Annotated in this window: 15 protein-coding genes; 5 read left to right on the forward strand and 10 right to left on the reverse strand. The window is 68.7% G+C overall.

Annotation, left to right across the window (positions count from 1 at the left end):
- Positions 1 to 153: 153 nt before the first annotated feature.
- From LGR64_RS23660 to LGR64_RS23670, 3 genes are all read left to right on the forward strand, one after another.
- Complete coding sequence (locus tag LGR64_RS23660) at positions 154 to 3762, forward strand: IPTL-CTERM sorting domain-containing protein (protein WP_230357131.1); 3609 nt, start codon at positions 154 to 156, stop codon at positions 3760 to 3762.
- A 149-nt stretch (positions 3763 to 3911) separates the two neighbouring features.
- Complete coding sequence (gene xrtH / locus LGR64_RS23665) at positions 3912 to 4463, forward strand: exosortase H (RefSeq protein WP_034390117.1); 552 nt, start codon at positions 3912 to 3914, stop codon at positions 4461 to 4463.
- 10 nt (positions 4464 to 4473) lie between these two features.
- Positions 4474 to 5226, forward strand: coding sequence for an exosortase H-associated membrane protein (locus LGR64_RS23670; protein WP_141830542.1), 753 nt, complete (start codon positions 4474 to 4476; stop codon positions 5224 to 5226).
- 37 nt (positions 5227 to 5263) lie between these two features.
- Here the strand turns inward: LGR64_RS23670 and ureG are convergent, their stop codons facing one another.
- The 3 genes from ureG to ureE are packed head-to-tail and all read right to left on the reverse strand — an operon-like array spanning position 5264 to position 7279.
- Positions 5264 to 5905 carry an urease accessory protein UreG gene (gene ureG, locus LGR64_RS23675; protein ID WP_012203110.1) on the reverse strand — a complete coding sequence of 214 codons (642 nt, stop codon included), beginning with the start codon at positions 5903 to 5905 and terminating at the stop codon, positions 5264 to 5266.
- Between the two features lie 20 nt (positions 5906 to 5925).
- Complete coding sequence (locus tag LGR64_RS23680) at positions 5926 to 6642, reverse strand: urease accessory protein UreF (protein ID WP_141831129.1); 717 nt, start codon at positions 6640 to 6642, stop codon at positions 5926 to 5928.
- The gene (gene ureE / locus LGR64_RS23685) at positions 6635 to 7279 is read right to left on the reverse strand and encodes an urease accessory protein UreE (protein WP_141830540.1); all 645 of its coding nucleotides are present in this window, start codon (positions 7277 to 7279) and stop codon (positions 6635 to 6637) included. The genes LGR64_RS23680 and ureE overlap by 8 nt, the downstream gene beginning before the upstream one ends.
- Before the next feature lie 65 nt (positions 7280 to 7344).
- On the opposite strand from ureE, the gene LGR64_RS23690 reads away from it, so the two are divergent.
- Together LGR64_RS23690 and LGR64_RS23695 are read left to right on the forward strand one after the other, a co-directional pair.
- Entirely contained in the window at positions 7345 to 7572 is a 228-nt protein-coding gene (locus tag LGR64_RS23690; protein ID WP_016446570.1) for an AbrB/MazE/SpoVT family DNA-binding domain-containing protein, read from the forward strand.
- Positions 7569 to 7973 (forward strand): type II toxin-antitoxin system death-on-curing family toxin, encoded by a 405-nt coding sequence (locus LGR64_RS23695; protein WP_088165960.1) that lies wholly within the window; start codon positions 7569 to 7571, stop codon positions 7971 to 7973. Before LGR64_RS23690 ends, LGR64_RS23695 begins: the two co-directional genes overlap by 4 nt.
- A gap of 15 nt (positions 7974 to 7988) precedes the next feature.
- Here the strand turns inward: LGR64_RS23695 and ureC are convergent, their stop codons facing one another.
- The 7 genes from ureC to LGR64_RS23730 all read right to left on the reverse strand — a co-directional run bounded on the left by ureC (position 7989) and on the right by LGR64_RS23730 (position 13937).
- Positions 7989 to 9692: an urease subunit alpha gene (gene ureC, locus LGR64_RS23700; protein ID WP_012203113.1), complete on the reverse strand. Its 1704-nt coding sequence runs from the start codon at positions 9690 to 9692 to the stop codon at positions 7989 to 7991.
- A gap of 12 nt (positions 9693 to 9704) precedes the next feature.
- The gene (locus LGR64_RS23705) at positions 9705 to 10010 is read right to left on the reverse strand and encodes an urease subunit beta (protein WP_185750909.1); all 306 of its coding nucleotides are present in this window, start codon (positions 10008 to 10010) and stop codon (positions 9705 to 9707) included.
- A 27-nt stretch (positions 10011 to 10037) separates the two neighbouring features.
- On the reverse strand, positions 10038 to 10649 hold the full coding sequence (locus LGR64_RS23710) for a HupE/UreJ family protein (RefSeq protein WP_230357133.1): 612 nt from the start codon (positions 10647 to 10649) through the stop codon (positions 10038 to 10040).
- An 11-nt stretch (positions 10650 to 10660) separates the two neighbouring features.
- Positions 10661 to 10963, reverse strand: coding sequence for an urease subunit gamma (locus LGR64_RS23715; protein ID WP_012203116.1), 303 nt, complete (start codon positions 10961 to 10963; stop codon positions 10661 to 10663).
- Positions 10964 to 10980: 17 nt separating this feature from the next.
- Positions 10981 to 11898, reverse strand: coding sequence for an urease accessory protein UreD (locus tag LGR64_RS23720; protein ID WP_141830535.1), 918 nt, complete (start codon positions 11896 to 11898; stop codon positions 10981 to 10983).
- Between the two features lie 199 nt (positions 11899 to 12097).
- Positions 12098 to 13363, reverse strand: a complete 1266-nt coding sequence (locus LGR64_RS23725; protein ID WP_141830533.1) for an MFS transporter — start codon at positions 13361 to 13363, stop codon at positions 12098 to 12100.
- A 46-nt stretch (positions 13364 to 13409) separates the two neighbouring features.
- Positions 13410 to 13937, reverse strand: a complete 528-nt coding sequence (locus tag LGR64_RS23730) for a RidA family protein (protein WP_141830531.1) — start codon at positions 13935 to 13937, stop codon at positions 13410 to 13412.
- Positions 13938 to 13976: the final 39 nt, after the last annotated feature.

A 13976-nucleotide genomic window follows, 5' to 3' on the forward strand; every position in this document is an offset into this window, starting at 1 on the left:
CAGATCATATTTACTTTTTGTAATAAAGAACCATCATGCCTCCTTTTGGTGCGTCCGGTTGTCGGCTTTCTGACAGAGCTGTTCCAGCCGGGCACCTCGTGCGTCCGTGCCTGCGGCATTCGGCGCTGTCAACGAAGCAAAAGAGAGGTTTGTATGGCTTTCACGAGAAAGGGCTGGCTGGCGCGTGCGCTGCTGTCCGGCGGCTTGCTGGCAACAGCGGCTGCCGTGGCGGCGCCGGCCGACACCGACATCCTGGTCAACCAGGACGGTCTCTATGACGGACAGGACGCATCGGCAGGCCCTGCTGGCGGCACCTTCACCTATGTGGCCAAGGTCAGGCACAACAACATCGGTCCCGACGCCGTAGGCGTCACCCTGACCGAGGTGCTGCCCGTGGGCGCCGTGTTCCAGGGCTACAGCAGCAGCACGGGCGGCATTGCCTGCACGGCACCCGCGGCCGGCACGGTGCTCACCGCAGGCAACAACACGCTGGTCTGCAACATCGGCAACCTGGCGCCCGCCGATGGCTTCAAGTCCGTGGGCTTCGAGGTCATCCTGCCGACCGTCGGCACCAACTGGCGCGCCGTGGCCAGCGCGCGCATGGCCTCGCCCGACTACGACAACGACCAGAACAACACGCAGCTCGATCGCAACTTCACCACCACCGAGGCCGCCGATCTGGCCATCGCGATAGCGGCTCCCGCCAGCGTCGCCAACGGCGGCGCCTTCCAGTACACCATCGACGTGCAGAACAAGGGCCCGTCCGAGGTGCCCGCCGGTGGCCGTACCGTGGTGCGTTTCCCCGTGCCCAACGGCGCCGTGGTCACGGGCGTGCCCTCAGGCAGCGGCTGGAGCTGCACGCCCGCCTCGGGCTATCCGCTGATCTCGGGTGAGCTCAGCTGCACGCGCGCCGGCCCGGTGCTGCCCGGCGCCGTGCTGCCAGCCATCACCGTGCCGGCCATCGCCAACATGAGCGGCACCATTGCCGGCGCTGCCAGCGTCAAGGGCTACAAGGACGCCAGCACGGAGATGCCCGACGGCCAGTCCGGCAACAACACCGCCAGCGCCGCCGTGGTCTCCAGCGGCAGCGAGTTCGTGGATGTCTCGCTGCGCAAGCAGGTGGCGCCCACGGTGCTGGATGCGCTGCAGGCGACCGAGGTCACCTACACGCTGCAGCCGCGCCGCGAAGGCGGCTCGCTCGTGCCGCGCGATCTCACCATCACCGACACGTTGCCGGCCGGCGTGACCTTCACGGGCTTCGACGGCAGCACGGCGCCCTGGAACTGCGGCCACAACAGCGGCACCATCACCTGCACCCATGCGGGCGAGTACCCGGTGGCCGGCTACGCCAACATGCAGGCCATCCGCTTCAAGGCCAGCGTGGCTGCGGGTGGGACACCTGGCACGCAGCTGGTGAACCAGGGCGTGATCGGTGTGGCACCCGGCCTCAACGAGCCCAATACGACCAACAACACGGCCAGCGCGGCCGTGGACTTCAGCAACGATGCGCGGCTGAGGCTGGCCAAGGCAGGCCCTGGCCGCCCGGTGCTGGCAGGCCAGGAGTTCGAGTACACGATCACTGTGACCAACACCGGCCCCATGCCCGTGCTGCCGAATCAGCAGATCACCGTGACCGACAACCCCGCAGACGGCCGCATGGCCATCGTCAGCATGTCCGGTGCGGGCACCGGCGCGGGGGACTGGACCTGCTCCACCCTGAGCTGCACCTCGATAGCGGGCCTGGCCGTGGGCGCCAGCCGCCAGATCAAGGTCAGGGCCAAGGTCACGCTGGCTTCGGGCCATCTGGACTTCACCAATAACGCCTCGGCGGGCGTGATCGGCCGGGACAATGCGTCGGCCACCACCTTCGCGACCGTCACCGTGTCTGCCGACAAGGTGGATGTGGGCATCGTCAAGAGCGTGGTCAGCCCTGTGCCGCCGGCCTCCATCAAGAGCGGTGAAGAGGTCACCTACCAGCTGGTGGTGAAGAACCACTCGGCCAGCACGACGGTGACGAATGTCCGCGTGCGCGACGCGCTGCAGTCCCTGGTCAAGCAAATTGACGGCGTGCGTATCGTGGGCGGCAACCCGGTGGACGAGGCCGGCAACCCCGTGCCCTACGCATACCCGGGCGGCGGCTTTGTCTCCAGCCGCATCGTCTCCGGCGCCAACGCCAGCTGCGGCACCCCTTCGGGCGGCGTCAACAGCGAGACGCGCGATCTGACCTGCGACATCTCCTCCATGGCCCCGGAGGCCGAGGTGGTGATCGAGGTCAAGATCCGCCCCAAGCGCGCCACCACCGGCACCTATGCCAACGCGGCCTCGGCCCAGTCGCTGGACATCCATGATGCCGATCCCGGCAACGATTCCTCGACGGCCAGCATCACCGTGCAGGCCATCGCGGAAATCGCCGCGCAAAAGCAGGTCTCGCCCAAGGTGGCGGCTGCGGGCGAGCCGCTGACCTATACGGTCACGGTGCCCAACTACGGCCCCTCGTCGGCCGCCAATGTCACGCTCAAGGACGTGCTGCCTGCAGACGCCATCTTCATCGGCTCGCCCACGGTCTCCGGCGGCGGCACCTGCACTCCGGCTGCCACCGATGGCGTGCAGGGCGGAACGCTGGAGTGCGCCTGGGCCAATCCGCTGCCCACAGGCTCGCAGTACACCGTGACCTACAAGATGCGCTCGCGCGGCGATCTGGCGGCCGATACGGAGATCTCCAACACCGTGGCGGTGGACACCACCACCGAGGAGCTGACCAAGGCCAACAACCAGGCCGAGGCCAAGGCCCGGCTCAAGCGCGCCGAGCTGGATGTGAACATCAGCATGCGCCACACGGCAGACGGCCTGGTGCTGGGTGAGGACACCGAATACACCATCACGGTGACCAACTCCGGCCCCTCCTACGCCACCCAGGTGGTCGTGACCGACAAGTTCCCCGCATCGGGCTCCACGGCCACCTTCAGCTACCAGAACGGCCTGGCGCTGGCCGGCATTCCCGGCGCCTCCGCATCCTGGTGCGGCGTGCAGCCGGCGCTGAACGCGACCAGCGGGCCGCTGCAGTGCACCATCCCTGCGCTGGCGCCGGGCCAGAGCATGACCATCAAGTTCAAGATGCGCGCACAGACCCTGCCCGACAAGGCATCGGGCGGCACCATCTACCACGAGGCCTCGGTCAAGCCCTTCGAGACGGAATGGCTGAGCAATGGCGGCGATGTGATCGTCAACAACACCACCACCGACCGGACCTCCACCAGCCGCCAGGGCAATGCCGTGGACCTGGGGATCGGCAAGCAGGGCCCCGCCGGCCCGCTGGACGATGGCGACACGGCCAGCTACACGCTGACCGTCACCAACTACGGCCGCGATCCGCAGTCGCCCGCGGGCGGCTCGGTGACCGACGTGCTGCCCGCCGGGCTGGAGTTCGTCTCTGCCTCGGCAGGCTGCAGCTACGCCAGCGGCACGCGCACCGTGACCTGCAGCGTGCCGCAGCTGGCCCAGGGCGGCACGGCGGTCTTCACGCTGGAGACAAAGCTGGACAAGCCCTACAAGGGCGCCCGCCCGCTGGTCAACTCGGCCACGGTCTCGGTGCCCGGTGACGGCAATCCCGACAACGACAAGAGCACGACCACCACGCCGCTCAAGCCGGGCCCGGACACCACGGCCAGCATTCCCACGCTGTCGCAGTGGGGCCTGATGCTGATGTCGTCCCTGCTGGCGCTGATGGCGCTGGGGGCCATGCGCAGGCGCGAGCGTCGGTGATGCGCCCGTGACGGCAAGGGCCGGTGGCGTGATTCACGCACCGGCCTTTGTCGTCTTTGAGCGGTCCGAAGATAATGCGAGCCTATAGAGGGACACTGTTTCGCAACTGCCAGGTCGCAAGCCCGGCAACCAACACTCCAAGACCTGCCATGCTGCGCTTCTTTCTGATCTTTCTGGCCATCCAGCTGACGATGTTCGGGCTGAACCTGCTCAGCTGGGTGCAGCAGCACATCGTGCTGCCCTGGACGGCCTTCCTGGCGCACATCTGTGCCTCGCTGGTGACCTGGTTCGACAGCACGGCCTCGGCCACGGGCAAGGTGCTGTGGAACACGGCCACGGGCTTCGGCGTCTCCATCGAGGCCGGCTGCAACGGCCTGGAGGCCTACATCGTGCTGTTTGCCGCCGTGATGGCCTTCCCCTCGTCATGGCGCCAGAAGCTGGTGGGCCTGCTGGCCGGCTTCGTGGCCGTGCAGGCCATCAATGTGCTGCGCGTCATCAGCCTGTTCTACCTGGGCCAGTGGAGCACCACGGCCTTCAACTTCGCGCATGAATACCTCTGGCAGGCGCTGATCATGCTGGACGTGCTGGTGTTCTGGCTGCTGTGGGTGCGCTGGAGCGGCCGCAAGGCGCCGTCGCAGGATGATGGCGGCCAGCCGCCGCTGCCGCCCGCCGCTGCAGCTTCCGCCGCCGTGGCCGCGTGAGGAGCAGGCCATGATCGGACGCAATCCCATCTCGCGCTTCGCGGCCCTGGCCATGGGCGGCATCGTGGTGCTGACCCTGGCCTGGACGCTGGCGGCCGGCTGGCTGGCCGTGCCGGTGTCCGGCATGAGCAAGTGGGTGCTGGAGAACGCCGCCAACGGCTGGGTGCAGCGCGTGGACCTGGAGACGCCCCGCAGCCTGGTCGTCAATTCCTCGGTCCAGGTCTCCAACGAGCAGACCGGCTGGCGCCGCGCAGAGGCCATCGTCGAGGTCGATCCCGCCCGCTACGGCTACGGCCTGCCGGTGCTGGTGGCCATGCTGCTGGCGGCCTGGGGTCCGGGCCGGTGGTGGCGCATCCTGGTTGGGTATGTGGCGCTGCTGCCGCTGCAGACCTTCAGCGTGGTCACGCAGGTGTTGATGCAGTTGTGCCTGGCGGCCAAGCTGGACCTCAATGTGTTGGGTCTCCAGGGATGGCAGCTCAATGCCATTGTCTACGGCTACCAGATGGGGGGCCTGATGGTGCCCACGCTGGCGCCTGTACTGCTGTGGCTGGTGCTGGACATGGGCTTTGTGCGCCGCGTGCTGCTGCCGGCCTGGAACCGCAGCCGTGCTGCCGCCGCACCGCAGCCCGTGGTGGCGCCCAAGCCTTCGGCATGGCGCCAGACGGATGGCGCGGCCACCTCCACCGGCAACCCGCTGGTGTCCTCCAGCAGCGCAGCTACCCTGCCACGGGCCAAGGCCAAGACCACGGGGCCGGCGCAGTAGGCCTGCACTTCCCGGCTGGCGGGCAGGCCCTGTTTTCTCAGCCCTGCGCGGGCATGGGCGGCAGCAGGCCGCGCTCGGTGATGAAGTCGATCACCTCGCGCAGGCCCTTGCCGCTTTTCACGCTGCCCATCACATAGGGCTTGTGGGCGCGCATGCGCTGCGTGTCGGCTTCCATGATGGACAGGTTGGCGCCCACGTAGGGCGCCAGGTCGGTCTTGTTGACCACCAGCAGATCGCTCTTGGTGATGCCGGGGCCGCCCTTGCGCGGAATCTTCTCGCCGCCGGCCACGTCGATCACGTAGATGGTCAGGTCCGACAGCTCGGGGCTGAAGGTGGCGGCCAGGTTGTCGCCGCCGCTTTCGATGAAGACGATGTCCGCCTCGGGGAACTGGCGCAGCATGCGGTCCACGGCCTCGAGGTTGATGGAGGCGTCCTCGCGGATGGCCGTGTGCGGGCAGCCGCCGGTCTCCACGCCCATGATGCGCTCGGGCGGCAGGGCCTCGGCCACCGTCAGCAGGCGCTGGTCTTCCTTGGTGTAGATGTCGTTGGTGATGACCACCAGGTCGTAGTGTGCGCGCATGGCCTTGCACAGCATCTCCAGCAGCGTGGTCTTGCCGGAGCCGACAGGGCCGCCGATGCCGACGCGCAGCGGGGGGAGTTTCTTGGTGCGGGTGTTCATGGTGGACTTGGGGTGAGTGATCAGGACCGGAAGAGCCGGGAGTACTGGTGTTCGTGCCGTGCTTGCAGCACGCTCCATTGGGGCAGCATGGTGTCCAGCCGGGGCGGCGCCTCGCTGGCGCGGCGGCGTGCCTCGCCCACGGCCTGCTCCAGCAGCGGATGCAGGGCCAGCAGCAGGCTCTGGCCCGCCACCTGGCCCAGCGGCACGGCCTTGATGGCGGCGGCCACCTGGTTCTCCAGCCAGGCAAAGCCATAGGCCAGCAGGGCATGGTCCTCATCGGCTTGCACGGCGGCGCAGGCGCAGGCAAAGGCCGTGGGATAGGCCAGGCCCGGTCCCTCCACAAGGGCGCCCAGTTGTGCGATGCGGGGCGCAAAGGCCTCGCCGCCCCAGGGCACGGAGCGCAGCAGGCTGTGCAGCGACCAGCCCATCTGCAGCGTCTCGGCACGGGCCTCGCGGCTGTCGCGGCTGGCAATGAACCATTGGTTCCATTCGTGCACCGCCCCCTCGTCGCCTGCGCTCCAGGCCCGGCGCAGCAGCAGCCACAGCGGCGTCTCGCAGCGTGCAAAGCCGTGGACCAGCGCATCGGAAATCCAGGTGCGTGCCGTGCCGGCGTCCGTGACCAGGCCGTGCTCGATGGCGGCCTCCAGCCCCTGCGAATAGCTGAAGCCGCCCACGGGCAGCTGGGGCGATGCCAGGTGCAGCAGGGCGCACAGCCCCTGTATCGACAGGTCAGCCATGCGGATGGTTGTGGCCGTGCCCGTGTCCGCAGCAGCCTTTGTGGTCATGGTCATGGCTGTGATCGTGGCCATGTTCATGCCCGTGGGAATGGTCGTGGGAATGGCCGTGTGCGTGCCCATGGTCATGCAGTGCATACACGCTCTGCGCCAGCGCCTGGTCCTCGGCAAAGCTGGCGTCATGGCCGTGGCGGTGGCCGCCGCCATAGGCACCGGCCTCGGGCTCGAAGGGCGCATCCACTAGCGCCACCTGCGCGCCCAGGCGCAGCAGCATGTCGTGCAGCACGGGGTCGTTTTCCAGGTGCAGGTGCGTGGGGGTGACCTCCACCGGGATATGCCGGTTGCCCAGGTGGTAGGCCGCACGCAGCAGGCCCAGCGGCGTGGCCGCCGTCACGCGCAACACCGCCTGGGGCGCCGCGCGCACGGCGACCAGGCTGCCATCCTCGGCCACCAGCACATCGCCGCCGCGCAGCACGCTGCCGCGCGCCAGCACCACGGCCAGCTCGCGCCCCGTGGAGTCCGTTGCCGCAAAGCGGCTCTTCTGGCGCATGTCCCAGTCCAGCTCCAGCGTGGCGGCGCGCCTGACCAGCACGGCGGCAAGGCCGCCGCCCTGGGGCATGTGTTTGTTGACGGTGAGCATGGATTGTTTCGTATTAACGGTCGTTATAACATTGCGAGGTCAATGACTTCCCTGGAGATTCCATCATGACCACTCTCAAACTCACCCAGGTCGGCAATTCCGTGGGCTTGATCCTGCCCAAGGAGATTCTGGCGAAGCTGAACCTGGGCAAAGGCGACACGGTGTATCTGACCGAGGTTGCCGACGGTGGCATCAAGCTTTCTCCGTATGACGAGGACTTCGGGCAGCAGATGGATGCAGCGCGCCTGATCATGAAAAAGCGGCGTGGTGTTTTGCGTGAGCTGGCGAAATGACCGGGAACATGCAGGTTTGGTTCTGGCTCAGCGAGGCCGTCATGCTGGCTGTTCACGAAGAGCAACTGACCGAGCATGGTGGCCCGGCGGGCGTGCGTGATGCCGGGTTGCTGGCATCTGCCCTGGCCAGGCCACGCCATCTGGCCGCTTATGGGGCGCCTGATGCGGCCGAGCTGGCAGCCAGCTATGGCTTTGGCATCGCGCGCAACCATCCCTTTGTGGATGGCAACAAACGCACAGCCTTTGTGGCGACCGAGCTGTTTCTCCATCTCAATGGCTGGGAATTGACGGCGGGTGACGAGTCCTGTGTGCTGACCATGGTGGCCTTGGCCGCAGGCGAACTGGACGAGGCCGGGTTCGCCCTCTGGATACGTGAGCACAGTGCGCCCTTGCCCCGCTGACCCCATTGCTCCCCCTTAAAAAAGAAAATACCGCTGCGCCATCGGCAGCTCGGTGGCGGGCTCGCAGGTCAGCAGCTGGCCGTCGGCCACGACCTGGTAGGTCTCGGGATCGACGCTGATGTCGGGCTGCCAGTCGTTGTGCACCATGTCGCGCTTGCTGACGCTGCGGCAGTTTTCCACGGCCACGGTGCGCTTGCGCAGGCCGTAGCGGTCTGCCACGCCGGCCTGCTGGGCGGCCTGCGAGACGAAGGTGAGGCTGGCCGCCGCCACGCCACTGCCCTGGCCCGCGAACATGGGCCGGTAGTGCACGGGCTGGGGCGTGGGGATGCTGGCGTTGGGGTCACCCATGGCGGCGCTGGCGATGCTGCCACCCTTGAGGATGAGGCTGGGCTTGACGCCGAAGAACGCTGGCCGCCACAGCACCAGGTCGGCCAGCTTGCCGACCTCGACCGAGCCCACGACATGGGCGATGCCATGCGTGCGCGCCGGGTTGATGGTGTACTTGGCCACGTAGCGCTTGACACGGAAGTTGTCGTGGCGCGCGTTGTCGCCCGGCAGGCTGCCGCGCTGGACCTTCATCTTGTGCGCGGTCTGCCAGGTGCGCAGCACGACCTCGCCCACGCGGCCCATGGCCTGACTGTCGCTGGAGATCATGGAGAAGGCGCCCAGGTCGTGCAGCACGTCCTCGGCGGCGATGGTCTCGCGGCGGATGCGGCTTTCGGCGAAGGCGATGTCCTCGGCAATGGAGGCGTCCAGGTGGTGGCAGACCATGAGCATGTCCAGGTGCTCGTCCAGCGTGTTCACCGTGTAGGGCCGCGTGGGGTTGGTGGACGAGGGCAGCACGTTGGCCTCGCCGCAGACCTTGATGATGTCGGGCGCGTGGCCGCCGCCCGCGCCTTCGGTGTGGTAGGTGTGGATGGTGCGGCCCTTGAAGGCGGCCACCGTGGCCTCGACGAAGCCGCCCTCGTTGAGCGTGTCGGTGTGGATGGCGACCTGGGTGTCGGTCTCGTCGGCCACGCCCAGGCAGCAGTCGATGGCGGCGGGCGTCGATCCCCAGTCCTCGTGCAGCTTCAGGCCGATGGCGCCCGCCGCGATCTGCTCGCGCAGCGGCGCGGCCTGGCTGGCGTTGCCCTTGCCCAGCAGGCCGATGTTCATGGGGTAGCCGTCCACGGCCTGCAGCATGCGCTCCATGTGCCAGGGGCCGGGCGTGACCGTGGTGGCGAAGGTGCCCGTGGCCGGGCCCGTGCCGCCGCCGATCATGGTGGTCACGCCGCTGGTCAGCGCCTCGTCGATCTGCTGTGGGCAGATGAAGTGGATGTGCGTGTCGATGCCGCCGGCCGTGACGATCATGCCCTCGCCCGCAATGATTTCCGTGCCGGGGCCGATGACGATGGTGACGCCCGGCTGCATGTCCGGGTTGCCGGCCTTGCCTATGCCTGCGATCAGCCCGTTCTTGATGGCGATGTCGGCCTTGACGATGCCCCAGTGGTCGATGATCACGGCATTGGTGATGACGGTGTCGGCGCAGTCGGCGGCCATGCGCTGGCTCTGGCCCATGCCGTCGCGGATGACCTTGCCGCCGCCGAACTTGACCTCTTCGCCGTAGATCGTGTGGTCCTTCTCGATCTCGATGACCAGGGCCGTGTCGGCCAGCCGCAGGCGGTCGCCCACGGTGGGGCCGAACATCTCGGCATAGGCCTGGCGCGTGATGCTTGCCATGAATGTTCCCTTTCAGAGAGGCCCCATCACCTTGGCATTGAAGCCGAAGATGATGCGGTCGCCGGAGATTTCCACCAGTTCCACCGTGCGCTCCTGGCCCGGCTCGAAGCGCACGGCCGTGCCGGCCGCGATGTTCAGCCGCCAGCCGCGTGCGGCGGCGCGGTCGAAGTGCAGGGCCTCGTTGACTTCGAAGAAATGAAAGTGCGAGCCCACCTGCACCGGCCGGTCGCCGGTGTTGGTGACCGTGAGGGTCTGCAGGGGCCGGCCTGCGTTCAGCAGGATCTCGCCGGGCTCGGCCAGCAGCTCGCCGGGGATGATGCGCTCGGTCATGTGCGGCTCCCGCGCTCAGCCTGCCAGCGCCACGGCACCGTAGCCCATGGCAGCAACGCCGGCCAGGCGTGCGGCCCAGGCCGACGCCGTGCCGCCGCGCATGGCCCGGCCAAAGGCCACGCCCAGCGCATGCAGCACCAGCGTGGTAGCGACCATGCCCGCCATGTAGGCCCAGAACACGGCTGCGGGCAGCGCGTGGGGGAAGACCTCGCCATGAGCGTATCCGTGGAACAGCGCAAAGGCGCCGGCCAGCACCATGGCCAGGGCCACGGGCAGGCGGCGCTGGGCCACCAGCAGCAGGCCGAAGGCCAGCAGCGAGGCAGCCACCGTGGGCTCCACGGCCGGCAGCTCCAGCGGGGTCTGCGTCAGCGCAAGACCCAGCGCCATGCAGGCGGCAAAGGCCACGGGTGGCAGCCACTGGCGCTGGAGCATCAGCCCGCACCACAGGCCCAGCGCCAGCATGGCCAGCAGATGGTCCAGGCCCGCGATGGGGTGGGACAGCCCGGCCATCAGGGCCTGCATGGCGCCGTCACCGGCATGCAGGTGGGCGCCGGCCCCCGTATGGGCGCTGGCGGCCGTGGCGGCGGCCAGCAGGGCCGGGGCGAGCAGAAGGCGGGGATGGAACATGGCGGATCTCCTCAAACGATCGGATGGTGAACGGTGACCAGCTTGGTGCCGTCCGGGAAAGTGGCTTCGACCTGGATGTCGGGAATCATTTCGGGGATGCCCTCCATCACATCGGCGCGCGTCAGCACCGTGGTACCCAGGTGCATGAGCTCGGCCACGGTCCTGCCGTCGCGCGCCCACTCCAGCACGGCAGCGCTGATCAGCGCCACGGCCTCGGGGTAGTTGAGCTTCAGGCCGCGCGCCTTGCGCCGCTCGGCCACCAGGGCTGCGGTGAACAGCAGCAGCTTGTCTTTTTCACGGGGCGTGAGTTCCATCGATGAGTCTCCGTTGATCAGGTGGCCCACAGGCGCGGGGGGCGGGCTTGTTGATTGAGCAGGGCCGGGCGCAGCAGGCGCCAGCCTTCATGCAGCACGGCCCGTGCCGCCTCCATGCGCCGTGCCAGCACGCGCAGCAGCAGCACCGAGGGTGCGCCGCCCTGGCCGGCCAGCAGGCTGGCGCCGGCGCGCACTTCATCGCTCCAGGGCAGGCTGGCGGCCAGTTGCTCGCTCAATGGCTCCATGGCCGCCAAGGGTTCCGGGGCCACGGCCCAGAGGCTGGCCTGTATGGGGAAGCCGGCCCAGGCAACTGGGCTGGACAGCAGGGCATGGCCGGCGTGCAGTTCGCCTTGCTCCAGCCACAGCGGCCGTCCGCCGCATGCGAGCCGGTTGTGAAGCTGCAGGCGCGCGGCAGCGGTGGGCGCGGCGCCGGTGTGGTTCCAGTGCTCGCCCGCGCCATAGCGGCCCAGCACCACGGCATCCCAGCCGATGGCGCGCGCGCCCGGCGCAAGATCCAGGTCCAGCGCCATGGTGGCGTCGGCACCGGCGAACAGCATGTTTTCCTGTGGCAGCCATTCCAGGATGGCGCCTTCTTCCACGCGCAGCCGCACGCGCTGCGCGGCCGGGCGGCCCTGGGACTTGTACCAGCGCGTGGCGCCTGGCGTGGTCAGCAGCGCATGGGCACCCGCTTCCACGGCCACGTCGATCTGCAATTGGTCGCCTCCGGCCACGCCGCCGGGCGGATGCAGCAGCACGGCATGGCAGATGCCGGGGCCTTCAGGGTGCAGCGGCTTTTGCACGCGCAGCGGGCCGCTGTGGCGTGCGTGGGAAAGCACGCTGCCCTGACCGGCGCGGTGCCCGAAGCGCAGGTCCAGCATGGCCTGCCAGCCCGAGGCGCAAGCGGGCACGGCGGTGATCGGTAGCGCTGCGGACATGGGCGTGACGGGCGGTACAGGGCGTGGTGGTTGTAACGGCCTTTGTCATGCATTTAGCGTGCCAATCCGGTGCAGTGGCGGTTGCGCCATGCTGGTGCGCCGGCGCATCGGATTGGTGCGTTTCCTGCATGGCAAGGCGCGCAAGACGGCACGTTTGCAGTGCATTCTTGCGCAGCGTGCCGCAGGCTGGTGCTCTTTCTTACGCGCGGCCCTGTTGTCGATCTGCCTGGCCAGTCTGTTGTGCCTGGCGCGCGAGGGACCTGTCCCAGGCCACGACGGCCAGCGTGGCCAGGCTCAGAATCAGGCCCGCCACGCTGGCGCCTGTCCATCCCCAGTGCAGCCAGACTGCCGAGCCCACGGCCGAGCCTGCCGAGGCGCCGATGAAATAGCCCGTCATATAGACCGCATTGATGCGCGAGCGCGCCAAGGGTGCCAGCGCATAGATCACGTTCTGGTTGCTGATGTGCAGGGCCTGCAGCGCGGCATCGACGATGAGCAGCCCCGCCAGGAACCACCACAGGCTGGTGCCGCCCAGCCACAGCGCCCCCCAGCCCGCCAGCATCAGCAGGCCGCCGGCCAACGTGGTGCGCTGCTCCAGCCCCCGGTCGGCCAGGCGGCCGGCCATGTTGGCCATGAGGGCGCCGGCCACGCCGACCAGGCCGATGAGGCCGATCTGCGCATCGCCAAACCCGTAGCCCGGCCCGGCCAGCAGCAGTGCCATGGTCGAGAACAGCACGCTCACCGTGGCAAAGCCCATGCCGCCGATCAGCGCCCGGCTGCGCAGGCGCGGCTGCTCGCGCGCCAGCGTGAGCAGGGAACGCATCACCGCGCCATAGCCTATGGGCTGGGCCGGCTGCGCCAGGGGCAGCGCGCGCCGCAGCAGCAGGGCAACGCCGGCCGTGGCCAGGGCGCCCGCCCAGTAGACAGCATTCCAGCCGCCCAGCTCCGACAGCAGGCCCGCCACGCTGCGTGCCGCCAGGATGCCGATCAGCAGCCCGCTCATGACCAGGCCCACGGCGCGCCCGCTGGCGCCGGGCGCCGCAAAGCTGGCCGCCATGGGCACCAGCACCTGGGCCGCGACCGAGAACAGCCCCGTCATCAGCGTGCCCGCCGCCAGCAGCGCAAAGCTGTGCGCCATGCCGCTGGCCAGCATGCCCAGCGCGGCCAGCAGCATCAGGCCCAGCACCAGGCGGCGGCGTTCCAGCATGTCGCCCAGGGGCACGAGCAGCAGCAGTCCCAGCGCATAGGAGACCTGAGCCATGGTCACCGTCAGCGAGGCATGCGCCTCGCTGATGCCCAGGTCGATGGCGATGGAGTGCAGCAGCGGCTGGTTGAAGTAATTGGCGCCCGCGCACAGGCCGCAGGCCGTGGCCATGAGCAGCAGGGTGCTCTGGGGCAGCACGGGCGTGGCGGTGGCCTGCATGGGCGGCGAGGGCTGGGCGCAAGCCTGGGAGGATCTGTTCATCTGACGAATGCCTGTGTTGTCTGCTTATGGGTGGCAAACGGATGGCTCAGACCCACAGCGGCGGCCGTGCGGGCTGGGCGTGGGCGGGCAGTGCGGCCACGGCATCGACCTCGATCAGCATGCCGGGCAGGGCCAGCCGGGGCACGGGGATCAGGGTGCAGGCCGGAAAGCGCGGCAGGGTATTGCTGGGGGCGCCATCGCTGGGGGCACCGTCGCTCCAATGCAGGCGCACGGCGGCCTGCCAGTCGTTGAAGCGGGTCTCCGAGTGGTCGACGATGAGCAGGGTCAGCTTGACCACCTGGCCCATGTCCGCGCCCGCCGCCTGCAGCGCCAGCTTGAGGTTGGACAGGGCCTGCTGCGCCTGGGCCGCGAAGCTCTCGGGCAGGTCGCCCGCCTGGTTCTCGCCGCCCTGGCCCGAGACGAAGGCCCATTGCGCCGGCCCGTGCACGGTGACCACATGGGTGTAGCCGTTGGGCGTGGCGTCGTAGAGGCCGGCGGGCTGCAGATGGTGCAGTTGCGGGGCCGAGGAAGCGGCGGGCTGTGCCGAGGAGGTGGCAAGTGCGTCGTGTGGCATGTATGGCTTGGAGTCTGAGAGTGGGCCGGACCGGGCGGC

Source organism: Delftia sp. Lp-1 (assembly GCF_020523835.1).
Taxonomy (GTDB): Bacteria; Pseudomonadota; Gammaproteobacteria; order Burkholderiales; family Burkholderiaceae_C; genus Comamonas; species Comamonas acidovorans.